Source organism: Lentisphaera profundi (genome assembly GCF_028728065.1).
GTDB classification, from domain to species: Bacteria; Verrucomicrobiota; Lentisphaeria; order Lentisphaerales; family Lentisphaeraceae; genus Lentisphaera; species Lentisphaera profundi.
Genome location: NZ_CP117812.1, coordinates 520,024 through 544,804 on the forward strand (window position 1 = coordinate 520,024; position 24,781 = coordinate 544,804).

Annotated in this window: 17 protein-coding genes; 11 read left to right on the forward strand and 6 right to left on the reverse strand. The window is 42.3% G+C overall.

The window, feature by feature from the left end; genetic code table 11:
• Positions 1–26 precede the first annotated feature (26 nt).
• Positions 27–710, forward strand: coding sequence for a type II secretion system protein (locus tag PQO03_RS13705; protein WP_274153759.1), 684 nt, complete (start codon positions 27–29; stop codon positions 708–710).
• Positions 711–946: 236 nt separating this feature from the next.
• On the opposite strand, the gene PQO03_RS13710 is transcribed toward PQO03_RS13705, so the two are convergent.
• Positions 947–3,055: a serine/threonine-protein kinase gene (locus PQO03_RS13710; RefSeq protein ID WP_274153760.1), complete on the reverse strand. Its 2,109-nt coding sequence runs from the start codon at positions 3,053–3,055 to the stop codon at positions 947–949.
• A gap of 15 nt (positions 3,056–3,070) precedes the next feature.
• On the reverse strand, positions 3,071–3,670 hold the full coding sequence (locus PQO03_RS13715) for an RNA polymerase sigma factor (RefSeq protein ID WP_274153761.1): 600 nt from the start codon (positions 3,668–3,670) through the stop codon (positions 3,071–3,073).
• 386 nt (positions 3,671–4,056) lie between these two features.
• On the opposite strand from PQO03_RS13715, the gene PQO03_RS13720 reads away from it, so the two are divergent.
• The 3 genes from PQO03_RS13720 (at position 4,057) to PQO03_RS13730 (ending at position 8,880) form a co-directional block, all read left to right on the forward strand.
• A complete protein-coding gene (locus PQO03_RS13720; RefSeq protein WP_274150989.1) occupies positions 4,057–5,154 on the forward strand; it encodes an IS110 family transposase in 1,098 nt (365 codons plus the stop codon).
• Between the two features lie 976 nt (positions 5,155–6,130).
• The gene (locus PQO03_RS13725) at positions 6,131–6,907 is read left to right on the forward strand and encodes a type II secretion system protein (protein WP_274153762.1); all 777 of its coding nucleotides are present in this window, start codon (positions 6,131–6,133) and stop codon (positions 6,905–6,907) included.
• A 119-nt stretch (positions 6,908–7,026) separates the two neighbouring features.
• A complete protein-coding gene (locus tag PQO03_RS13730; RefSeq protein ID WP_274153763.1) occupies positions 7,027–8,880 on the forward strand; it encodes a sulfatase in 1,854 nt (617 codons plus the stop codon).
• 21 nt (positions 8,881–8,901) lie between these two features.
• On the opposite strand, the gene PQO03_RS13735 is transcribed toward PQO03_RS13730, so the two are convergent.
• The 3 genes from PQO03_RS13735 to PQO03_RS13745 form a co-directional block, all read right to left on the reverse strand.
• Positions 8,902–9,687 (reverse strand): AraC family transcriptional regulator, encoded by a 786-nt coding sequence (locus tag PQO03_RS13735; RefSeq protein WP_274153764.1) that lies wholly within the window; start codon positions 9,685–9,687, stop codon positions 8,902–8,904.
• 298 nt (positions 9,688–9,985) lie between these two features.
• Positions 9,986–12,118, reverse strand: a complete 2,133-nt coding sequence (locus tag PQO03_RS13740; protein ID WP_274153765.1) for a serine/threonine-protein kinase — start codon at positions 12,116–12,118, stop codon at positions 9,986–9,988.
• An 11-nt stretch (positions 12,119–12,129) separates the two neighbouring features.
• A complete protein-coding gene (locus PQO03_RS13745; RefSeq protein ID WP_274153766.1) occupies positions 12,130–12,732 on the reverse strand; it encodes an RNA polymerase sigma factor in 603 nt (200 codons plus the stop codon).
• Positions 12,733–13,000: 268 nt separating this feature from the next.
• Here PQO03_RS13745 and PQO03_RS13750 point away from each other — a divergent pair, with 268 nt between their 5' ends.
• From PQO03_RS13750 to PQO03_RS13775, 6 genes are read left to right on the forward strand one after another with little or no spacing between them, the layout of a single operon-like run.
• Positions 13,001–13,522 (forward strand): hypothetical protein, encoded by a 522-nt coding sequence (locus tag PQO03_RS13750; RefSeq protein WP_274153767.1) that lies wholly within the window; start codon positions 13,001–13,003, stop codon positions 13,520–13,522.
• 31 nt (positions 13,523–13,553) lie between these two features.
• Positions 13,554–15,776, forward strand: coding sequence for a DUF7133 domain-containing protein (locus tag PQO03_RS13755; protein WP_274153768.1), 2,223 nt, complete (start codon positions 13,554–13,556; stop codon positions 15,774–15,776).
• Complete coding sequence (locus PQO03_RS13760) at positions 15,773–17,371, forward strand: glycoside hydrolase family protein (RefSeq protein WP_274153769.1); 1,599 nt, start codon at positions 15,773–15,775, stop codon at positions 17,369–17,371. The genes PQO03_RS13755 and PQO03_RS13760 overlap by 4 nt, the downstream gene beginning before the upstream one ends.
• Positions 17,372–17,425: 54 nt before the next feature.
• Complete coding sequence (locus PQO03_RS13765) at positions 17,426–18,340, forward strand: alpha/beta hydrolase (RefSeq protein ID WP_274154332.1); 915 nt, start codon at positions 17,426–17,428, stop codon at positions 18,338–18,340.
• Between the two features lie 45 nt (positions 18,341–18,385).
• A complete protein-coding gene (locus tag PQO03_RS13770) occupies positions 18,386–19,852 on the forward strand; it encodes a sulfatase family protein (RefSeq protein WP_274153770.1) in 1,467 nt (488 codons plus the stop codon).
• Positions 19,853–19,864: 12 nt separating this feature from the next.
• Positions 19,865–21,373 (forward strand): sulfatase family protein, encoded by a 1,509-nt coding sequence (locus PQO03_RS13775; RefSeq protein WP_274153771.1) that lies wholly within the window; start codon positions 19,865–19,867, stop codon positions 21,371–21,373.
• An 857-nt stretch (positions 21,374–22,230) separates the two neighbouring features.
• Here PQO03_RS13775 and PQO03_RS13780 read toward each other — a convergent pair.
• The gene (locus tag PQO03_RS13780; RefSeq protein WP_274153772.1) at positions 22,231–22,917 is read right to left on the reverse strand and encodes a DUF1559 family PulG-like putative transporter; all 687 of its coding nucleotides are present in this window, start codon (positions 22,915–22,917) and stop codon (positions 22,231–22,233) included.
• A gap of 374 nt (positions 22,918–23,291) precedes the next feature.
• On the opposite strand from PQO03_RS13780, the gene PQO03_RS13785 reads away from it, so the two are divergent.
• Positions 23,292–24,776, forward strand: a complete 1,485-nt coding sequence (locus tag PQO03_RS13785; protein ID WP_274153773.1) for a sulfatase family protein — start codon at positions 23,292–23,294, stop codon at positions 24,774–24,776.
• Positions 24,777–24,781: the final 5 nt, after the last annotated feature.

Sequence of the window (24,781 nt, forward strand, 5' to 3'; positions counted from 1 at the left end):
AATTTATAGATTTGGAGCCGAGAAAAATGAAAAAGAAATTTACTCTAATTGAAGTCTTGGTTGTAGTCGCGATTATAGGTATTTTAGCCAGCCTTTTACTGCCCGTCTTAGGACGAGCACGTAAAAAAGCTCGACAAGCAGCCTGTCTCTCGAACCAAAAGCAAATGATGGTAGGTAATATTATGTTTTCTGAGGATAACAATGGGATCCTGCCTTATGGCCCTCCCAATAGAACTCCGCACAGTGGTGATTTAAGTGCAAAAGGAAACGGTGTTTTGAAATCGGCTGGATGGATTGGCTTAGGGTTTTTAATCGGCGAAGGCTATCTCTCCACGCCAGAAATTTTTTACTGTCCATCAGAAGCTGTAGAAAAAATTAATATAAGTGGTCAATACGGTTATGATAATATTGCTACATCATCTTGGACAGCTACTTCATATTTTTATTTTGCTAACTTTGATCATCAAACAGGTACACGCTGGGGCCGGACAGTAACAGCTAGTGATCCCGCAAATACGGCAATAATTGCAGATCACTTTGCATATCAAGGAGGTGCTTTTAATGGACATAATCACAGCGGTTATAATGTAGCTTATTTAGATGGATCAGCCAGTTTTTATAAAGATTCCAACAATGCCTTGTCCTATATGCCTATTCACCATGCGGATTTCAATGGAATGTATGAAATATGGAAGCGTTTTGATCGTTGATCCCTCTCCGAGTGAGGTGAGAAAATAAGATCTGGCGATGTCCTCGAAAATGGGCCAACACGATCAGCAATCTTTGATGGACGTAGCATTGATTCTGTTTATCTGGTCGTAGGCGGCTAATATGATAAGCTCCGGGGTTTAAGTAAAAAGTAGCCTGTCCCCAAAACTCTGCGGAATAGATCAGAGAAAGCTCAATAACATGTGGGATACAGGGAAATAAAGAGCTTGTTATTTTCTTAGGGTTTTATAATGACTTCAAACTTTGATTTCAGCTCTTGAAGTTCGGTATCAGAAAATTGACCTTGATGTATAAAGATTTTTTCCAGAGTAGTTAGCTCCTTTAAAATATGGGTAGTCCTTACATCGGAATGACTGATGTCTAAAATACGTAGTGACAACTCTCTTAATTTATGTAAATTAGAAATGGCCGTGTGAGAAATATTAAGCTCAATTAGACCAAGATTATGTAAGCTATTAAGTCCAATAACTTTACTGAAGCTGACGTTTAAAGAGCGTAGAGGCTGTTTTTTAAAGCAACTAAAATTTTTGATGCCTGTATTAGAGAAATCGGCACTATGCGCAGGGAAGTGCTGGAGGATAAGCGCGGTCCGTATCCAAGGGTTATTTGATAAGTCTAAATGTTTACTTGTGGAATCATAATGAAAGTTCATTTTCACACTTCCCTTGAAACGCCGGTCAATATTTTTTTTATTATGCAGTAGGATAACTTGCTTACATAAGTCAGTCCGCTCTTTAAGAGCAAGACTAGATTCTGACTTGTGATGCGCAATGCCGCCGGTTAAATAGTAGATTTTTTGATCTAAGGAACGTTGGTATAATTGCAGGAAATCCGGAAGACTTAGAGCTTGAGTATCATCCTTTTTTATCAAATAGTAATCCTTTGCTAATTGATATAAAAGTTCTTTTGATTGACTCTTCTCGAGGGATTTAAGAGCTGCGCCAAATTGCTCATGAATAATATGCAGAAGCCCCTTGAGTTTCCAAGCATCTATTAAAGTGGAGTCGAGTTGAACCGCACTATCGACAAAATTGAGGGCATCCTCAAAGTTATAAGAACTGAAGGCACTTTGAGCTCTTTGAAAAAAGCGTGGGGCAGACTCTTTATTGAATTTTTTGTGGAACTCATTTTCGAGTTTCAGTTTTTCTGACTCAAGTTTCAGTTTTTCTGACTCAAGTTTTAGTTTTTGTGCATGTTGCTGAGCATTAATCTTTTCGAGCTTGAGGTTACTGACTGCAAACCAAGAAGTGAAAAGACTAATGCCGAGGATTATAATCGCCGCAAAGCTTAAAGTTTTGTGGCGTATTAACCAGAGCTTTATAATTTTAATCAAGGGCGCATTTTCGGCTTTGGTGGCAAAGCCATTGCGATAATTTAAAATTTCTTTTTGGAGGTTAAGAACAGTCTTATATCGGTCATCTGGATTAACTTCCATTGCTTTTATGCAAACGGCTTCGAGAGATGGAGGAATAGAGGGTTTGATTTCGGAAGCTTTGCGGTAGTTACCACTCACTGTATTTTGCATAATTTCAGTTATATTACTTCCACAAAAGGGCTTCTCAAAAGTAAGGATTTGGTATAAGACGCAGCCCAAAGAAAAGATATCGGTATAAATGCCCTTTTTGGACTTTGATAGGGATGTTTGTTCAGGAGCCATATAGCAAGGCGTTCCCTTAACTAAGCCATCGAGGGTTAAATCAATATCTTTTGGATTGAAGGAGTAGTATTCTAAAAGTTCTTCATCGCATTCCGCGGCCATGACTTTGGCTAAGCCCCAGTCACATAAAAGCACGTCGCCATATTCACTGATTTGGATATTATCGGGTTTTATGTCGAGGTGGAGGATACCTCGTGAATGAGCGTAGGCGACCGCATCGCAAACTTTAATAAAAATATCTAGTCGGGTATTGAGATCCTCGGCTTGTTGAGACTCGCCTGCTTTGACTTGCGAGATCAAATTTTCTAAAGAGGTCCCAGAGATAAGCTTCATGGTGAACCATGGTTTTTGGCCATTGAGACCCAGATCGTAGAGTGGAATGATATTGGGGTGCTGTAAGGCTGCAGTGAGTCGTGCTTCTTTCAAAAAAGCTTCTTTTTGATTGTCGCGGGCTTTATTCTTGAGGCTGGCCATGGCGACAGTACGGCCCGTTTGGAGATCTCTGCAGGTTTGGATGAGTTTCAAACCACCTTCATCAATGTATTCAAAATCACAATAGCGCTCCTTAATCTTGGGGATTAATTCAAGTAGGGGAGCCTCATTCGTTTCGTCTACGTCATCAAAAAAACTGACTAATTTTCGACTGAATGTTTGTTGTCGTTTACTCATTGGATTACCCGTATATTATCCGCCTAAGTTTTTATCTAAGCGCGAAATCTCTCTTAATAAAACTTTTCTGACGCGAGATTTATAAACGCGCACAGTGGGTTCTGAAAGCTGGAATTTTTTTGCGATAAGCGCATTATTTTCTTCGTCTAAAGAGTGTTCAAAAACTTCGATGGTATTTGCGGTGAATTCACCTTTGACATTCTCCCAAGCCATATTAGAAATGTAACTCTTCCATTCTAATTCAGCAATTTCGTTGAGTTCGGGTTCTGAAATATTTTCCTGTAGTATAAGGGTGTCGTGACTGATATTTTTACTTTGATTTTTGGTTGAGTTTTTGCGCAAATGATTGAAGACAACGCTTTTTATAACTAAGCAGAGCCAAGTTCGAAAAGTACAATTATTTTTTCGATACTCGAATTTAGGCAAGGATTTCCAAACTTTGATTAGAACTTCCTGTAATAAGTCTTCTGCGGTTTCATTGTCAACATTAAAGCTTCTGATAATTACGAAGATGTAGCCCTCATAGTAAGCTACAAATTCATCCCAGGAACGTTCGTCCTCAGAATGAATGAGTTTCTCTAATAAAGTTTGTTTCGTATTGTATTGCTTTTCCATCAGAAGGCTCATCTTAGTCGGTAATTAAATTAAAAGTAACATGCTTGTTGGTGTTTGCCATCAAAATATAAAAGTCTAGAGTGAAAGCTTTATCTATTCTTGCTTGCCTCAATAAATCTATGACTTAGAGCAGTCAGCAAAAAATCAAGGCCTAGGGCTCTTATAGAAAGCTATACAAGAGTGAAGCTTATTCGGCAATTTATAAGGGGAGTAGACGATACTATTTATGTTTATCCCGCATGGTTTTAGTTACATGAGTATTAATTTAGCCTGATAGTACGCTTAGCCAAGTACCGCACTGAGTAATATCAGCGTGGAAATTTGGCAAAGAACGAGGCAATGACCTTTATTGAAGTTTCACACAAACAAAAAAAGGAAATTGCCTCATGGAAATGTATAACTCAAAAACGAAATATCATTGTGGAATTGACCTTCACAAGTCATCTGCTCATATTTGTGTCATGGACAAGGAAGGAAATATAATGCTGCATAAAAACATCCGAGATAATAATTTTGTCTATATGAAGAAGGTCTTGGCGCCTTATGTCGATGACCTCACTATTGCTTGTGAGAGCACTTATAATTGGTACCCTCTTGCAGATTTTTGTCGTTCAGAGAATATTGAATTCACTCTTGGTCATGCGCTCTATATGAAATCTATTCACGGAGGAAAAGCTAAAAACGATAAAATTGATAGCAAAAAAATCACTGATTTATTACGCACGAATTTATTGCCTCACGCCTATGCTTGCCCAGCAGAATACCGCTCTCATAGAGACCTCTTACGAAGGCGTATAAAGTTAGTGCAGTCCAAGTCTGGAATATCAGTCTACATGAATATTTTTGAGCAACAAAACGAGCTAAAAGAAAGTACTTTATACATGAGGTCAAAACCAGATAAACTAGAAAGTCTAGTAGAACATCAGGACTTTTCTGGGATAGGTGGCATCGCGATGGAACGGAACTATCAGCTCAACACAAATCTATTGATGGCTTATACAAAAGAGTTGATCGCAGTGGATAAAGATCTCAAAGAATTCACTTTAAATAGTGCCTACAATGAAGAATTTGAAATAGTAAAGTCAATGCCTGGAGTAGGCGATACCCTTGGTATGGTCATTATCTATGAAACTCACGACATCAAAAGGTTTAAAAGCCCAGGTAAGTATTCAAGTTATTGTCGAGTGATTAAATGTAAAAAAGAAAGTGCGGGTAAAAGTTATGGTTATAGTGGAGCAAAAATAGGTAATCCATTTTTAAAATGGGCCTATAGTCAGGCTGCCGTACTATCAAAAAGAAACCCTTTGATGAAAGCTTTTTCAAATGACCTAATAAGGCAACACGGCGAACGTAAAGCTAGAGCTATTTACACTCATAAGATTTGTCGATCAATTTATTTCATGCTCCAGAGAAAACAAAAATTTGATCCCATTGATTTTTTTGGAAGACAAAAATATGAACGTTTACAAAGACTAAATAATTAAAAAATCTGGAATCTTTTGCAGTGAAGCCGTCAATGGGGACTTGGACTTTGAGCCTCTATCACCTGATTAGATCGCTGTAAAAGGTTTCTTTAAATCAAAAGAAGTTTAGATGATGACTCACCCCTTACTGAGCCCGATATGTACTGGACGATTCCACATGATAGAATTGAGCCTTGATTTACACCTGAATAGGACAGCGAGGGATTGACCGCAAGTAGTTTCTAAGGCGTCGGTTAGCAGCTAAAAAGAAAAGCTGAATAGATCGACAGGGCTCCTTTAAAGCCTTTGACCTTATATGGATGTCTGGAGGGACTTCACATTAAGTGAAAGACCCGTACCCGAAAAGAAGAAACAAAGATGAGCTGAACTAAACATTTTTAAGCACAAGTCGTTTTGAAAATCAAAAAAACGGATACAAAGATTTATTGTCTACTTGACAAATTTGGCTAAATGGATGTCCCCATTTTGCACTTGTCCCCATTTTGCACAGGATACTGATCAATTTAAATTTTAGTTTTTATCCGCCTGTTTGACAGGACCATATGGATGGGGACTTAAAGGTTTTTAGGTGGTTTTTTGCGAAGCAAGTCCACCCGACGGAGGCATTAAAATCAGATACTAATTTTCATCATCCGCATTGGAATGCGGAGCGCCCAGCTTTTGTCACATGGACGTAAGTCGGTGGTATTAGAATAAAAGAAAGAGGCGTGCCGAAGCTACGCAGCAGAGTTTTTCCTTCATAGCTTAGGTATGAACATCATTTTTTAACAATAAGCAGCGGATAAATCCGTTAACTACCTGTTAAATGCCTCCGCGGGCGGACTAGCTTCACAAAAATGTACCTAAAAAAAGACTTTTATTGATATTTAGTAGTATTTTACAGTAAATTAAAATAATTATACAGTAGCACCGTGAAAGCTTAAGGGGTTTAGTAAGTCAAGAGTAGTAGACATCGAATTTAATTTTGGAGCTTTATATGAAAAAAACAGACTTTAAAACGAAAAGACCTCGTTGCTTGCACAAGCCTTTCACTTTGATTGAATTATTAGTTGTGATTGCGATTATTGGGATTTTGGCATCCCTACTTCTGCCTACTTTAGGTAAAGCTAGAAAAAAAGCCAAAAACGCCCAATGCGTTAACAAACTAAAACAACTAGGTGTAGCCATATTCATTTATACTACTGATTCTGATGGCCATTTCCCAGTAAATTCTATCAATCCTACTAGAAGGACTTGGGATGATCAACTTGCTGGCTACGATGGTCGTGATACATTAACGCCAGGTCAAAGAAACGAGAATGGCTTAGCTATAGCTACATATGGCGATGATTATGGTCAATTGTACCGCTGCCCAAATGAGATATCAGGTAAGTGGGGTGGAAGGGTAGGTCGTACTTATATTCCAAGCTATGACACAGACAGACCTAGTCGTGGTGAGATAGGTATTCTCTGGAGTACTAATGGCATTTCAAAAAATCTTGGCCATATAGGGGGCGCTGCTCAAACAATAATGCTTTTTGAATACAGTAATGGTAGTAACAATCTGGGTAGACATGCAAATCTAAGTGCTCGGTCGGCCGATCAACTTAGAGCCAACAACAACTCGAATCCGATGCTACATGATGGTGGTAATAAGCAGAACTACCTTATGGTCGACGGCCATGTCGAGGGTTTGACATTCCCAAGTACTTATGTGCCCTTTGGAGGAACAACTAGGAATGTTAACGGAACTCTGTGGGATGCGACAAGATAGAATTGGCTGAAAATTATTTAAGCCATGGCGGATTAAGTCAGGCCTTATTAGCTGGATATGGAAGCGACTATGATCCTGTGAAACTAAAAAACAGAAATCTAGCATAGGATAAAAATAAAATGCCCTTTCAAAAAGCACCTTTACTGAGCCTACAATTTTGGCTGATCTTGTTGTGTTCTTCAATGATTTATGCCGATAAGCAAAAGGATTTTCGACCCAATATAATCATTTTCTATGTGGATGATCTCGGTTGGCAGGATACGCCACTCAATAATTTGGATGATCCCTGTCCTTATGAAATGCCCAACCTAATGAGACTCGCTGAATCAGGGATGAATTTGACACAAGCTTATTCGCCGGCGCCCTCGTGTTCGCCGTCTCGTGCGGGGATTTTTACGGGGCAGCATCCCGCTAAAATTGGTCTCACTCATGTCGAATTAGGAGCTAGAAAGCTTGGACGCCCAAGTGAGCGTGTCGTCGCCCCTTATTTAGAGACTCATTTAAATTTAGATTTATTTAATCTTGCCGATGCGATGAAAGAAAATGGCTATTACAGCGGTCACGTCGGTAAATGGCACGTGGGACTGAGTGCAGAGGCTTACCGCTTTGATTTTGTTGATCAAACTCGTGGGATTCACCGAGGCCTTAAAGATCGAACTAAAGATTTTGCTCAAGCTAATGATAAAAGCTATCCTCTGAGTAAAAAGAAATATCCTCCTTTTAGTGAGAAGAAGCCTCAGGGGATTTCTTATCCCTATGATCAGCTCACTGAATCGGCACTCGACTTTATGAAAGAGAGTAAAGATAAACCTTTTTTTCTAAATCTCTGTCACTGGATGGTTCACTGGCCCGTGGTCACCCGCAATGGTGAATTATTAGAATATTACTGCGACAAAATGGGTCAAGATTTTCCACCAAAAAAAGGAGATATGACGCTTCCGGGGCAAAATAATCCTTACTTTGCGGCTATGGTAACATCTGTTGACTGGAGCCTAGGGCGCGTTATGAGTTTTCTGCAAGAAACAGATGATCCTAGAAACAAAGGGAAAAAACTTATCGAGACCACCTATATTTTCTTTAGTTCAGATAATGGAGGGGCTGAAAAGAAGGCTAAGGAAATCATTTCGGATAATGCACCGCTCAAATATGGGAAAACAAATCCAGAAGAGGGGGGGATTCGCGTCCCGATGGTAACTGCCGGCCCAAGTATTGCTGCGGGCAGTCAATTTGATGGGCTCGTCAATCAACTGGATTACTTTCCAACTATTCTGAAACTGACTCATTCGAAAATCAGTCAAAAGAATTTCGATGAGCTGAGCGGGCTTGATATTTCTCAAGTGCTCTCAAGCGAGAGCTCAACTATCTTGGATGCCAAAGGCAATGAGCGCAAAAACCTTTTTTGGCATTACCCCCATGGTAGCAAGATGAAATCAGCCATTCGCCAAGGTGATTTTAAGCTCTATAAAAATTACATGAGCGAAAGCTATGAACTCTATCAACTCTACAAGAATGGCAATCGCCAAGACATTGAAGAGCAAAATGATTTAGTCAATGAAGCTGAATACGCTTCGGTCCTCAAAGAGCTGAGCACGGAACTCGATCGACTTTTAGAGGACAATAATACTGAACCGATCCATTTAAATCCGGCCTATACTCACCGAGAAAAAGCCTTTGCGCTTATCGCAAAATCTCACTTCGATAGCACCAGCCGCAAAGCTACTTTGACTTTAAAAAGCTCAGGCCCCGCGGCAGACAAAGCCTTTATCATCTACCTTAACGATCCTAAGAAGGTCATTAAAAGACATTCTCATGAAGCAAAAAGTACTTTGATCGGAATGAGAAGGCCTGCGAAGCTCACAAAGTCTTCGTATGAACTTTCAGCGCAGGTTCCCAAGGGGATTGATGCTTACTGTTTCCTCTTTATTGATGAGAATAATTTTCAACATTACAGCCAAAGCTATAGCGCTAAATAAGAGCTCTCTTAAGCTCATCTTTCAGATGCTAGGATTTTGATTAAGTCTCTTTAAAAAACTTTTGGGGGTCTCGTTCATTTCTTTTTTGAAGATGCGACAAAAATGTGAAGTATCATAGAAGTCGAGTTCTTGAGTGATTTTCGATACGTTCACGTGATTAGCGAGCATATTACAAGCGGCCTTTATCTTGCGTTGTTGAATATATTGACCTGGAGAAAGACCCATACTTTTACGGAAGAAGCTATTGAAATAATTTTTATCAAGATCAATGAGCTTGGCTAAATCGTCTAGTCGAGGCGAGTACTTTATATTCTCTTCGATATAGTCGAAAACGGGGACTAGCCTGCTAAGAGCTTGGGCGCCTTCTTTTTTTTGTGCGAGTTTGAGAAAAGGACAGAGCAGGAGTTGGATTATTGTAGCTCGCTCAAAAGCGTCTTGCTGATTCTTATTGATAAGTTGTTTAAAGAGTTGCTCAGTTAATAAGCTCTTCTCAGCTTTAAGAAAGTGGGGGAGCTGAATTAAGTCAAAGAGATCTAAGTTTTGATAGACCTTGGCATCAAAGCTACACTTGAATAATTTACCCTTGGATTTTCCTTGCAAGGCAATGGGCGTAGCTGCGGGAATTAGGCAAAGTGAATTTTTTTTGAGTGTCAAAACTTTGGAATCCATCGTGAGCAGAACTTCACCATCACTCAAGTAGTAGAGCTGATGTGAGCTGGAGCTATGAAGCGCTTTTTGCCAAGTGGAAGCAAAGTTAACTTGAGAACCCTTGAGATAAGTAAATTGACTATTGTGATAAAAATCCATGAATTAAAATAGGGCCGTGAAGCAATCTATCAATAGATTATACATTCTTATCAGATGTTTTATACAGTGAATCACGGTGTGTGTGAGTCATGGCTGGGAACTTAAGGGGTTTTATACGTGCTGCCACCTTTTTTAGTAGGGCCCCGAGGGCTCCTCGGCCACCGGAGGTATTTATACTGGGGCTCCGCCCCAAACCTCGCTTAAGGTACTGTCGTGCGGGCCAATCATCTTTATCCGCCGGGGGCATTATTATGTTAAATTCCCTGCCCTATACAACTTATTGAAAATATCTTGAAGACTAATTTTTATGGATAAGGACTTTTGTTGCAGGATTTAATCTTTTTAGGTCACTCTCAGTGAGTTGTCCCTGGTGAATAGTCAGCGTCTCAAGCCCATTCAAATCTTTTAAGATGGCGCTGCTCCTAACGGCAGAATGACTTATGTTGAGTGTCTTAAGCAGGGTAAAATCTTTTAGTTTTCTGAGGTTGCCAATGGAAGTATGGGATATGTTCAAGGCTATTAAGTTGTGATTCTCTAGAGTGTGAAGTTCTATAATGGGTGTTCCGCTGACATTGAGCGACCTGAGTGGCTGCTTTCTAAAGCAGATGAAGTTTTTGATTCCTGTGTAAGAAAAATCTGCCGCATAAGCGGGGAAATTCTGTACAATCAGAGCGGATTGCATCCACGGATTACCCGAGAGATCGAGTTTTTTAATTTTTGGATCATAGGAAAAATTAATGGTTTTACCGCCTCGGAACCTTCGTAAACTTTTTTCATTGTGGATTTCGATCATGCCTTTACAAAATTCAATACGTTGGTCGAGGGGCATTTCACTGTAGGCTTTGTGGTGAATTAAGCCTCCGCTTAGCTTTACTTGACCTGTAGTTAAGGATCGCTGAAATAGCTTGAGGTAGTGACTTAAAGAGAGTCTTTGGCTATCATCGTTTTTGATTTGATAGAAGTCTTTGGCCAGTTGCTTTAAAGCATTCTTTTTCTTGCATTTATTTAAAGCATTTAGCGCCGCGCCAAATTGCTCGTGAATTATGTGGAGAAGGCCTTTTAAGGCCCAGGCATCACTTAAACTCGGGTCGAGTTCAACCGCACTATCGCAGAAGTTTACGGCATCGTCAAAATTATAGGACTCGAAGGCAATTTGGGCACGTTGCAAAAAGCGTGGGGCGGCACCTTTATTAAATTTTTTATGAAATTCATTTTCCAATTGTAGCTTATCGGCTTCGAGTTTTAATCTTGCGGAACTTTCTAGGGCGTTAAGCTTTTCGAGTTGAAGTTTTTCTGCCATTTGTAAAGCGTTGATTTTTTCGAGTTTAAGACTGTTAATGGCAAAAAAGGCGGTAGAGAAGCTGATTAATAGAATGATGATGCCAGCAATACTGAGCGTGCGGTGCCTGTTGTACCATAGGCGCGTCAGTTTCAGCAGTGTGGCATTTTCTGCGTTGGTCGCAAATCCTTGGCGATAATCCAAGATTTCTTTTTGTAAATCGATGACGCTCGCATAGCGATCTTGTGGATCAGGGGCGAGGGCTTTTAAGCAAACGGCTTCAAGGGATAAAGGAATATCAGGATTAAGGACACTAGGTTTCGGGAACCTACCATTGACCGTATTATTCATTATAGCCATCAGGTCAGCACCCTTGAAAGGTTTTTCTAAAGTCAAAATCTTGTAGAGAACACAGCCTAAAGAAAAGGTGTCAGTAGCGATGCCTTTCTTAGCTTTGACCAAACGGGTTTGTTCGGGAGCCATATAACCCGGCGTTCCTTTGACGAGGCCATCAATAGTCAAGTCTAGCTCTTTGGGGTTAAAAGTATAACACTCCAAAAGTTCCTCGTCACAAACTGAGGCCATAACTTTCGCGAGTCCCCAGTCACAGAGCAAGACATCGCCATAATTACTGATTTGTATATTGTCAGGTTTAATGTCGAGATGAAGCACGCCTCTAGAATGGGCGTAGGCCATCGCATCACAAACTTTTATAAAAACATCGAGGCGCTCACTAAGCGTATTTAGTTGCTGAGAGCGACCGTCTTTCAAATCCTGTAAAACTTGTTCTAGCGATGCGCCAGAAATGAGTTTCATGGTAAACCAGGCTTGTTCTCCTTTGAGGCCGAGGTCATGTAACGGAATGATATTGGGGTGCTGCAGAGCTGCGGTAAGACGGGCTTCTTTGAAAAATAATTCTTTCTGTGGATCCTTGGCGCACTCTTTTAAACTGGCCATGGCGACTTCACGTCCCGTTTTTAAGTCTCGGCAACGGTGGATGATTTTAATGCCGCCTTCATCGAGGTATTGGAAATCGCAGTAACGATCGGTGATAGAGGCAATGGTATCTAGAAGTGGTAGATTATCGAGATCATCGAGATCATCAAAGAAGTCCGCGAGTTTTTCATCGAAATAATCACCTTCTTTAGCCATGGGAGTAATGATTAAGCTCCGAGGTCGTGATTTAAGCGGGACATTTCCCGCAGTAAGACTTTTCTGACTCGTGATTTATAAACGCGAACTGAACTAGAACTTATGCCAAAGCGTTCTCCTAGGATGTCGGAACTCGCTTCGTGAATCGAGGCTTCAAATACTTCTCGGCAGCGCTTAGGAAATTCATCTTTGACATTATTCCAAGCCAGATTGGAAACATAAATTTTCCATTCTTTTTCGGCAATGATATTAATTTCGGGCTCTGTAATGGTATCGAGTGCATGAAGAGTTGCATCGTAATCGGTATTCTTAGCATCATTTTTTGTCGATTTTTTTCGGAAATAATTATAAACAGTACTTCGAATGACAAGGCATAGCCAAGTTCGAAAAGTACATTCGCCTTCACGGTATTCATACTTGGGCAATGACTTCCAGACTTTAATTAAGACGTCTTGTAGTAGATCTTCAATAAATTCTTGTTTAACCCCAAGGTTGCGAATGACCGCATAGATGTAGCCTTGGTAGTATTGAACAAAATCCTCCCAAGAGCGATCATCATCGGCCCGCGCAATTTTTGACAGCAGTGTTTGGCGTGTGTGGTAATTTTTTTCCATGAAAAGCTCAAGCTTATATACAATGCTAAAATATAACTCGAGGTATAAAAATAGAAAACTGAAATAGCTTCATTAAAAGATACTTAGCTGAATCTTGACATTAGGTCTTCAACTAAGGGTGTGATGCTGATTAATGGTCCTTGATCACAAGAAGAGTTTGATTTTACATCTATATATGTGTTTTATACCGTAACAAAAGGGCTCGTTAGGGGTTTAGTATAAGCATATCCAAATTATTTAAGTCCATAATAAATTCAAAAGGTGCCCTATGAACAAGATTTTGATACTCTGCTTTTTTCTCACTTATACTCTCATGTCTAAAGAACTCATTAATGACACGAAATTCAAAAACATTGGTAAAGATTGGATATTTCGCAAAGCTCCGGAGTATAATTATATTAAAAAAGCCGATGTTAAGCGCGGGATTTTTAGTATAAAGACGATTCAAAGTTCAGAGGCGCGTCTGCTTTCATTGTCTACGGCAATTGAACTCAAAGCCAAAAGTAAATATACGCTCAGTTTTGAAATCAGGGGGAAGGGCGAAGGTAAGGTTTATTTCCAAGCACGTAGAATACGTGATCCCAAAAATAAAAAACTCCGTTTAGTCGTGGGTTTAAATAAAGCAATCGAAGTGACAGATGAATGGGCGAAACAAACTTTGACGTTTGAAGTGACGGAAGATTTGAGGATCATAGATAAAACATATTTGTGTATCTATTATGGTATATTTCTTGGTGAGACCCAAGTAAAAAATATCAGTCTCATAGAAGATAAATCCTTGGGTATTTGAAAGCAGATCGCGGATTCAGGATAAAATATAAATGAAGAGAAATTTAATGAACTTTAACGACAAGATAATAATCAAAAAAACTTTTGAGTTTACACGGACTCATCTACTATTGCTAATAATTTTTTCCTTTTATGGGAACGCAGCGGATAAATATGCTTCAGTCAAAGCCTTAAGCCCAGAAGAAAGCTTGAAGACAATTCAAGTTCCCGAAGGCTATGAGCTCCAAGTTGTCGCATCTGAACCAATGATCCAGGAGCCCGTCGATTGTGTCTGGGATGCCAACGGCAATCTCTATGTGATTGAAATGAGTACCTACATGCAGGATGCAGATGCCACTGGGCAATTTGATCGTACAAGCCGGGTGATGAAGTTGTCTGATACAGACGGAGATGGCAAGATGGATAAATCTTCTGTTTTTATTGATGGACTTTTACTACCTCGAATGATTCTTCCCTTAGATGATAGGATTTTAATTTGTGAAACGAATACGCTCGATATTTATGCCTATCGTGACACAAATAATGATGGTAAAGCCGATGAGAAAAAAATCTGGTATAAGGGCGGTCCCAAGCAGGGCAATTTAGAGCATCAGTCGAGTGGCTTAATCTGGAATTTAGATAACTGGATTTACATCACCAAAGGAGCAAAACGTTTCAAAATTGTTGATGGAGAAGTGATTACTGATGAGCGTGGTTCGGTGAATACTCAGTGGGGTTTGGGCTGTGATGATGATGGCCATTTTTCTAGCGGATTTTCAGGAAGAGAAGAAAGTTTTCAGTACTTTCAAGTGCCGACAAAATATACGCGGGCTAAATTCCCCGATGAGTTAGAAAAAGACTTTAATGAAGTTTGGCCTATTGATAATATCCCCGATTCACAAGGAGGACTTGCGCGTATCCGCAAGGATAATACATTAAACCACATGACCGCTGCATGTGGGCATGCTGTTTATCGAGGTGAGCTCATGCCTGAGTTTTACGGCAATTATCTCATCTGTGAGCCGGTGGGGCGTTTAGTTCGCATGGCAAAAATCGACACAAGTGAGGGTTATCGTCAACTTAAAAATCCTTATCCCAAGAGTGAATTTATTCGTGCGACAGATGCTAACTTCCGTCCAGTCAACCTTAAAACGGGTCCCGATGGCGCGCTTTATATAGTGGATATGTATCGCGGTATTATTCAAGAGGGCAATTGGACGGCTAAAGGTTCTTATTTACGTGGTGTGATCGATGAATATGGCTTGGCTAAAAATAAAAAAATGGGACGGATCTATCGCTTAGTGCCCAAAAATCATCAGGAAAAATTTAGCCATCCCCAATTTTTAGAAATGAGTTCAAAAGAATTGATTCCTTACTTAGGGCATAAAAATGGTTCCATTAGAAGCACGGTACGTAAACTCATCGTTTTGAGAAATGAGAAGACTTTGCATACGGATTTAAGGCAGGCTTTAAATCGTTCAGAGAATACCCAAGAAAAAATCGAGCTTTTATGGACCCTTGATGGCCTTGGCGTCATCGGTCCTAGCTTTTCTTTAAAATTCCTGAAAAATAAATCAGGTCTGCGTTTAGCAACTCATGGACTTCAGTTAGCAGATCCTTCCTTAGCTAATGCGAATAAGGGAACACTGAAAGTCTATGAAGGTATTCTAAAAAATGAAACGAGAAGAGAAATTTTGATTCAAGCTTATTGGAGTATGATTAGTTTTGGTCCAGAAACTATTGCTAAAAACTTTTTAGGTGAATTTGAAGAAAAACACGCTCTGGATCCTGTCTTGAGTTTGCATATAGCGCAAAAAGCTCGAGATGATGAAGCCAAAAGAAAATATCAGGAATTTAGGGATGCACTCAAAGGCAAGGGGCCCCTATTTGAGAAGACCATGCAAGCCGGAGAAAAACATTACAAATCTTTGTGCTTTGCCTGTCACGGTTTAGATGGAGCAGGGGTGCAAATGGCGGGGACCGATATGATGTTGGCGGCGCCTTTGAAGGGATCCAAGAGAGTTCTTGGAGCACCAGATAAACTTGTCCGCATTGCTCTGCACGGCTTAACAGGTCCGATAGAAGGCAAAACTTATCCCGGGGCCATGGAGGCGTTAAAGGGCCATGATAATAAATATTTGGCAGAAGTTTTGACTTATATTCGCAATTCATGGGGAAATTCTAGTCGAATGTTGACAGATAATGATGTCCGACAAGTCCGTAAGAAGTATCGTAAACGCAAAACACCATGGACTATCGAGGAATTAGAAAAATGATTAGTAAAAATAGATTTTTTAAAAGGGCTCATCTCGTTCTTGTTTTTGCATTGCCGCTTTTTGGACAAGAAAAAATAAGCGATGATAAGGGCTATATAGCAAAGCATGCCCAGTCCAATAAAAACTGGCGAATTACAAGCTCTGAGGACTGGAAGGGCGCTACCCAAGAAATCAAAGGACTGACAGTTGACGACGATTTACTCAGCTTAGTCGATCAAGAGGGTGTCTATCACAGCAAACTTCAGCGTTTTAAAGAAAAGCGCTCGGCTCAAACAATGAAAATCAGCGCATCGACCAAGTGGGAAAATTGGGAACCGACAAAGGCAAAAATAACACCTCCCACACTTGGTGACGCACCGATTTTTCTCGTCAAAGGACCTAATGATTATTGGATAATGGGCCGCAATAGGGCTGCAAAAGCTAAGGGCTTTAAATCCAAATCAGCAAGCTTAGAAGGCTTTGATATACCTTTAAAAACAACTCCCCATCCCCACCTCTTCGATGCTCCCGGTGCTGCGCAGAAAAACCAGGGTGGCTACAACGCTTGGCAAAGCCATGATATGATTAACTGGGTGCACCATGGCTCAGTCACTGCGAAACACGCAAAATGGTCAACAACGGCAGAATTCGTCGACGGAAAAGCCTATATTTATTATGATTTCCCCAATGACCAAGATCCCCACCTTTACATCGACGATGACCTCACCGATGGCAAGCCAGGCAAGGATATGGGATTAGCCTTCAAAGATCCTTCCGATGGCTCAGATTGTAGCATCATTCGTGACCTAGAGGGTAAATTCCATCTCATTTACGAGAATTTCAGCCCGATCAATGCGCGAAAGCATTCTTGGGATTCTCCCTTAGCAGGACATGCGGTCAGCGAAGATGGTAAAGGCGATTTCAAAATCCTCGCCCCTGCAGTGGATGATCGTACTGAACCGACGGGAAAGTTTGCCGAATACCCCCACCCACACTGGCACGAAGAGGACCCCAAAAATTTCCCCGGAAAAACGATGCAAGAAGCCAATCGCGAGTATCGCCTCAAAAAGGGCGACACCCGAGCCTTTGCCAAATACGAAATACACACTCCCGCACAGAATGCTTACGGCGATTGGGCTTCCATTGCAATTGGTGGCCAGTATTACCTCGTAGGCGATTATCATCCCGCTCACAAAAAGATTCGCATTGGAATATTCACTTCGCCAAGCCTAGATCAGCAGTTCGAACTGATCGGCGAACTCGGAGAGGGTCACCCAGACCCCGATATTGGTTTTGCCGAAGGTAAATTCTATCTCATCAACCAAACGAATGAGGATTACGTCAGCCCCGGCCCATGGGTCGAGAAAGTAGAAGCCCGCGTCGGTGTCGATACGACAAATGACGGTAAAGTAGATAGCTGGAGCGATTGGCAAGAAGTCAAGGAACAATACGACTACATCAAAGGCTTCTCCAAGCAGGTCAAACGCATCCCAGCTTCAATGGACCTAAGCAGACTCCCAGAGGGCTACGGCTTCTGCTTTGAACTCAAATTACAAGATACGACAAAAAATAAATCCAAGCCGATGCTCGATAAAATCGAAATCCAGTTTGAATAGCAGATGATGAAAATATTCAGACTCATTATTCTTTCCTTGATTTTTGCAAGTGCCATGGCTTTGCAGGCAAATCAAGCCTCGCAGCATACGCCAATCAATCTGAAAGCGGACATCGTCTACAAGACAAGTGCAGAAGGAGCGCTGCACTTGGATCTCTTCTATCCAGCGTCTGAACTTAGCGGTCTCTACCCCCTGGTGGTCTACACTCATGGCGGAGGCTGGGCTGCGGGCAGTAAGAATAAGGCTCAAGGGCGATCAAATATTGCCCGGACTGTGCGGGGCTTAACTGAAGCAGGCTTTTGTGTGGTCGCAGTACAATACCGGCTCTGCAAAGATGGGAAAACGAGTATCCGCGATTGTGTGACGGATTCCATGGATGCAGTGCGCTATCTTGCCAAATACAGCAAAGAACTCCATCTCGATTCAAGCCGAGTCTTTAGCTATGGCGACTCTGCTGGTGGTCAACTCGCTCAAATGTTATTACTGACCCAGCCGACTGACTTTCCAGGTGCTGCCGAGCTTGCCGGCCAGCGCTACACCATGCTTGCCGGTGTTTCCTGGTATGGCCCTTGTGACTTCGAGAAGACCGCGCTATTCAACCACGATGGTCGCGCGAAATTCCGCGATCGCTTTGGGCCGCGTGTACTCAAGGCTGGAACTCCACCCGAAGATAAACTACGCTTGTACCGCGAAGTCAGTCCAGTTAATTACCTTCGCAAAGGCAGTCCTCCACTACTGATGATTCAGGGTGATGGAGATACGACTATCCCCCTTAAGCATGCTTATTATATGCAAGAAAAGGCTAAGGCCTGCGAGGCACCGGTGGAAATCATGATTATCAAAAATGCCGGACACAATTGGCGGCAGGCCGACGGTTCCACCCCCATCGAGCCATCGCGTGAGAAAATCATCCAGCGTACCATCGATTTTATGCTGAGTGAACTGCATCGACTTAGAGACTCAAAATAAATTTTAATACACCAAAACTTAAGCCAATACAGGATATCCCCCCCCATGATTAGAAAAATAATAACTCAAATGCATTCTTGTCGTGGAGCCTTTATCGCGATGATCTTTATGGGGGCAATGACTATGGGTGGATTCACTGGTCGTGCTGCTGAATCATCCGTGGATAAACCCAATATCATCTTCATCATGCTAGATGACCTCGGCAAGGAATGGGTGGGATGCTATGGAGCTGAAGACATCAAAACCCCAAACATTGATGCGCTAGCTGCTGGTGGCATGATCTTTAATAATGCCTACTCCATGCCCTCCTGTACCCCTTCGCGTACCACCGTCCTGTCGGGGAAATACCCGTGGCGCACCGGATGGACGAGTCACTGGGATGTTCCGCGCTGGGGAGTCGCCTACTTTGATTGGAAGAAAAAGGGAAACACTACCTTTGCTAGCCTCATGAAAGCCAATGGTTATTCCACTTGTGCGGTAGGCAAATGGCAGATCAATGACTTTCGCCTCGAACCTCATGTCCTGAAGAAGCACGGCTTCGATGACTGGGCGATGTGGACGGGCTGTGAGACCGGTAACGAAAAAGTAAGTGCGAGCCGCAATTATGACCCTTACATCAATACGCCTGCAGAGGGCAGCAAGGTATACAAAAATAAGTTTATTGCAGACGTATGCACCGACTACCTGATCAATTACATGCGTCAGCACAAAGACGAACCGATGTGCCTCTATTACCCGATGCCACTTCCGCATCCTCCGCTGGTTGCCACCCCTGATGAGCCTAAGCTAAAGACCCGACTCGATAAGCACAGGGCCTTGGTGCGCTACGTGGACAAGTGTGTTGGTCAGATAGTTAATACTCTTGACGAGCTAAAAATCCGTGATCGCACCATCATCATCATCTCAACAGATAACGGCACGATCCCTGGTATCACAGGCACCGTGAACGGGCTTCCAGTCAGGGGAGAAAAGGGACGAAAGTCGGAACGAGGAGTTTGCGCTCCCTTCATTGTCAACGGTCCAGGTCTCGTTCCCGCTGGGATCCAAACCGACGCCCTCACCGATTTCTCTGACTTACTCCCTACCTTCCTAGAACTCGCAGGCGGTCAGATGCCCGAGGACCTCGTTATCGACGGAAAATCGTTTGCTCCCTTGATTCTAGGCAAAGCGCAGGATTCAGGCCGCGAGTGGATCATGTCCATCGGCGAAAGCGCCGGTCTGATCACTAAGGACGGAGTGCGTAACAAAGATACCTTTGGCAAGCGCGTCATTCGCGATAAACAACACAAAGTTTGGGTCTCGGAAGATAAGCAGATCATTCGCCTGCACGACCTCAATGCAGACCCTCTAGAGAAAACAAACCTTCTTAATAGCGAGCTTGTCGCGCACAAAGAAGCTCTGATGAAGTTTCAGGCTATCGTCGATTCGCTTCCCGATAAGGATGCCCACCGTTTATACACACCAAGAGCTGCCAACCCATGGGACATGAAGCTTAAGAAAACAAAAAATTAATAGGGTAATCAAATGAAATTTAGATCTCTTTTAACTAGCCTCAAACCAGCAACTCGTCTCTTAGCAATCATAGGATTATTAAGCTCAGGCTCACTACTTGCCAAAGACATCAAACAAAAGCCCAACTTTGTCATCTTGCTAGCGGATGACGTAAGCTCAGATAGCATCGGCTGTTATGGTTCTCCTAATCCCCATACAACACCCCACATAGACAACTTGGCTCAAAATGGCATTAAATTCTCCAATATGTTTGTGAGCGAAGCCATGTGTGGCCCTGCAAGAGCAGAGCTATACACTGGTCTAATGCCCCAGAGAAATGGGACTTTTCGCAATCACAAGGCCTCTAATCCCGATGTTAAAAGTGTGGTGCATTACCTTAGCGACCTTGGTTATCGCGTTGGCCTCGCAGGAAAAAAGCACATCTCACCGGAGAAAGTATACCCATTTGAAACAATCCCTGGAATATGTGGTAAAGCTGCTGAAGCAAAGCCCAAGCCCGATGACTGGCGCGGAGTTCAAAGCTTTATCAAACGCGACCCCAAGCAGCCCTTTTGTCTTGTCATTGGCTCCATTCATGCCCATTCACCCTGGACTGTCGGGGATACCAAATACTGGAAAGAAGAGGACGTCGTCCTGCCGCCAAACCTAGTTGATACGCCACAGACAAGATCCGCCTATTGGCGCTACCTAGCCGAAGTAAGAGAATTTGACCGTCAAGTGGGCGACACCCTGAAAATCCTTAAAGACAATAAGAAATTGGATAACACAATCATTATTGTACTGGATGAAAATGGCACTGGTATGGTGGGAGGTAAATGGACGGTCTTTGACTGGGGAGTTCGCTCAGCCTGTGTCATTAAATTCCCCGATAAGTGGCAAGCTAAGTTTGAGACTGATGCCATCGCTCAGTACTGTGATATCGTGCCGACTTTGATCGATGCCGCTGGAGGCACGCCCCCCTCTAGTCTAGATGGTAAAAGTTTACTCCCTCTCATAAAAGGAGAAACAAAAACTCATCGCAAACAAGCCTTTTTTCTCTTTAATAACCGCGTCCACCAAAGTAAAGGAGATCCCCATTTCAGCATACGAGCCGTTACCAATGGCAAATATAAATTGATTTGGAATCTAACCCCAGATAACCTCTACGTGGTCAATGTCACTTCCACCGATTTAACTGGGAGAGTACGACCCACAGATCATGGCCGCATATATGCATCCATGATTGATCGCATGAAGATGGATGAACATGCCGAAGCAATGGTCAATAGGATCCGATCCAGACCACAGTATCAACTCTATGATTTACAAAACGATCCCTATGAACTTAAGAGCCTTGCAGAAAATCCCGAATATTCTGCCATGATTTCAAAATTCAAAAAGGACATCAAAAAATGGATGAAAGATCAAGGAGATGACGGCCATGTAGATCCTGAAGGGATGAACGTCATTAAATATAATGAGTATCAATTCCCCTATCCCAGAAAAACGAAGGCAATCAATAAAAACAAGACCAAAAAATAAAGATCACAAAGCTAGTCATATTTTTGACTTTTGTACAAGTGCTTGCGAGTTCCGCATAAGTCTAAGCAACAAGGGCTAAAAGCAGGTATATCCACCTGGATGAAGCAGCAGGGAGATGATGCTATTAAGTTCTTCAAAAACAAGACCGTGAGAGGGTAACTTTTTGTGAACAAAGCCGCAAAGCGGCATTTATAAATCAGGCTTTGCCTGTTTCCCCCTCAAACTCCCCCTTCAAAAAAACTTTAATCATTTGGATTCGAGTCTGAAATGAAGAGGAACTTAAGGAGGAAGTCGCGGAGCTACAAGCTACTTTTTGGCCATATCTATTAAGTTCACAAGAAGCATCTTGCCTGGGAGCGCGGGCGGCTCGCCCGCATTTATCATAAGGACTTACATTCGAATAAGTAAAGGGACTTAATAGCATTGAGCGGGGAGCCCCCGTAATGGTGGAGAACTTAAGAGAATTTGATAGGTATTTTAGCTCGAAGAGCTTAGGAATGTAACCATGGACCTAAGTCCGTGGTGTTTGAATAAGAGCATCGTGCGTGCCGAAACTACGCTGTAGAGCTTTAGCTTCATACCTTCCGCATTGATATCATTTTTTAACAATACCCACCGGATAAATCCGGTGGCTACCATACTACATACCTTCGGCATGTGCTTAAGTTCCCTACCATTAGATCCGTCGCTGATCGAGCTGATCGCCGTAGAGGCGAATAGTTTTTATCTGCCCGTCCGGCAGGAACTTGTCAGCTCTTGACCCGACAAATATTTGCGCTTCGCGCAACAATCTGCAAGATGCGCTTAGTCTTCAAAAAAGACAAGTATGAAATACCCAAGAATTGTTTAAAATCTCTTTATTGTCCTTGGCCATAGGACCACTGGTACCAGTAATTGTTCGCTCCTGCGAAATTCTGGTCTAGCAAACCTTGGCCTACATGGCCATCGATGAACAAACGATTAGCGTTACCACTATGAAAACCACCGCGGCCTACTCTCCAGGATCTATCATATGTGTAACTTGTCCATTCACCTAATAACAGGGCCTCATGTGGTGCCGAAATACTGTTGATATTAACCTGTTCATAATTGCCTGGTCCTTTTTGCAACCAACCTGCCCAGATGGGGTAGGTATAACCCGTCCAGTAGTGCTGGGTTCCATATCTTGATATAATGTCATTACTCGGGCATTTTAAGACACGAACAGCGTCAGACATTTTAAGTCGAAGTGTATCCTGTTGCTCTATTTTTAAATATGGCGCCACGCTCCAAAACCACGCCTTGTAATGGCCGCCGGCTACACGTCCTCGAACGGCAGGCAATTCACCTTTATTGTCGTCAGTAAACATATATTTTGCAGAATAGATCTGTTTAAGCTGACTCTTACACACGGCTTGCCGAGCTTTTTCACGAGCCTTACTTAAACCGGGTAAGAGTAGACTTGCTAGAATTCCAATAATTGCCACCACCACCAAGATTTCAATCAAAGTAAAAGATTGACTAAATTTTTGAGTTTCTTTATTTTTGCCGATTATCGTTCTCATCTCAACCTCAGGATTTAATTTGATCTTATCTGATCTAAACTAATAAACCCATATAAAACGACAGTGATACTGTATAATTATATATATTTTACTGTATAATCAAATTATATAGCTTTTATTAGGGTAATTTGGACGGTAAGCCTCAGATTTTTACACATTTCTACAATTAAGGCCTTTTTTATTAGCGGCGTCTAATCTTTTATGAAAAAACATTAAATTATCTTCGTCAATAGTAGTAGCACTCTTAAAAAACTCTGGTTTAACAGACTTAAGTAAGTATAAACAAACTCTATTTTAACTGCTGCCCACAAAGAAATCGGAGTGATAAGCTCTCAAGCCTATTGTGAAAAAGTACAATATTATAAGGAACAATGATGAATAAAATATTTTTAATGAATAAAAGCTTGATGGCAGGGGCAATGCTTTTTTTAAGCCTCGGAACGACCTTTGCAGCTGAGAGTGCGAAGCCAGCAGCCAAAAAAATCATTAAACCCAACATCCTTTTCATTATGGTTGATGACCTCGGAAAGGAGTGGGTCAGCTCCTACGGCTCAGAAGATATCAAGACCCCGAATATCGACGCTCTAGCCAAGAATGGCATGACTTTTAACAACGCCTACTCCATGCCCTCATGTACCTCTTCACGCACGATGTTGCTGACCGGAAAATACCCTTGGCGCAATGGTTATGTGAGTCACTGGGACGTCCCACGCTGGGGAGTCGCCTATTTTGACTGGAAACAGAAGGAAAACACCACCTTTGCCCGACTGATGAAGAATCTTGATTACAAAACTTGTGCCGCAGGTAAATGGCAGATCAATGACTTTCGCATCGAACCCCAGGCGATGAAGAAGCACGGTTTTGATGACTGGGCGATGTGGACCGGCAGTGAGACTGGTAACGCAGCCAGTGACAAGCGTTATTACAACCCTTATATCAATACTCCAGAGGGTAGCAAAACCTACGCCGGAAAGTTCGGTCCAGACGTTTATAGCGACCACATAATCAAATTCATGACCAAGCATAAAGAGGACGCCATGTGTATCTATTACCCCATGGCACTCGTGCATAGAAAGTGGGTAGCTAGCCCGGATGAACCCAAGGCAAAGAGTCGCCTCGAAAGACACATTTCCATGGTTCGCTATGCGGATAAGATGGTGGGTAAATTGATGAGATCACTGGATGATCTGAAGATACGTGATCGCACTATTGTTATCTTTACCACCGATAATGGCACCACTGGCCCTCACCTAGGATTCAGCGCTATGCGCAACGGAAAAATGGTCGTAGGAGCCAAAGGTGAACTATCTGAAGCCGGCGTTTGCGCACCCTTTATTGTCAACTGTCCGGGACTCGTTCCGGAGGGTGTCGAAAGCGATGCACTGACTGACTTTGCCGATATGCTACCCACCTTCGTAGAACTCGGAGGCGGCGAGCTTCCTGAGGGCCTCATCATCGACGGAACTTCTATTGCTCCTGTGATTCTAGGTAAAAAGCAGGATTCAGCTCGCGATTGGATCATGTCACTTGGTGGCGGTGGCGGACGAATGACTGAGCACGGGGTGCGAGGCGCAAAAGTTTTTGGCTCTCGAGTCATTCGCGACAAGCAGTACAAAGCCTGGGTCTCTGAACAGAAGCAGATCACCCGCCTACACGATCTCAAGAAGGATCCATGGGAAAAAACAAATCTACTTGATAGCGAGCTCGCTGAACACAAAGTGGCGCTGCAAAAGTTTCAGGCTGTCGTTGACTCACTTCCCGATCAGGATGCTAGCCCTCTCTATGAAGCACGAGCGGCCAATCCATGGGATATGGAGATTAAGAAAGCAAGAACGTCCAAAAAAATAAACAATAAATAGAGAAA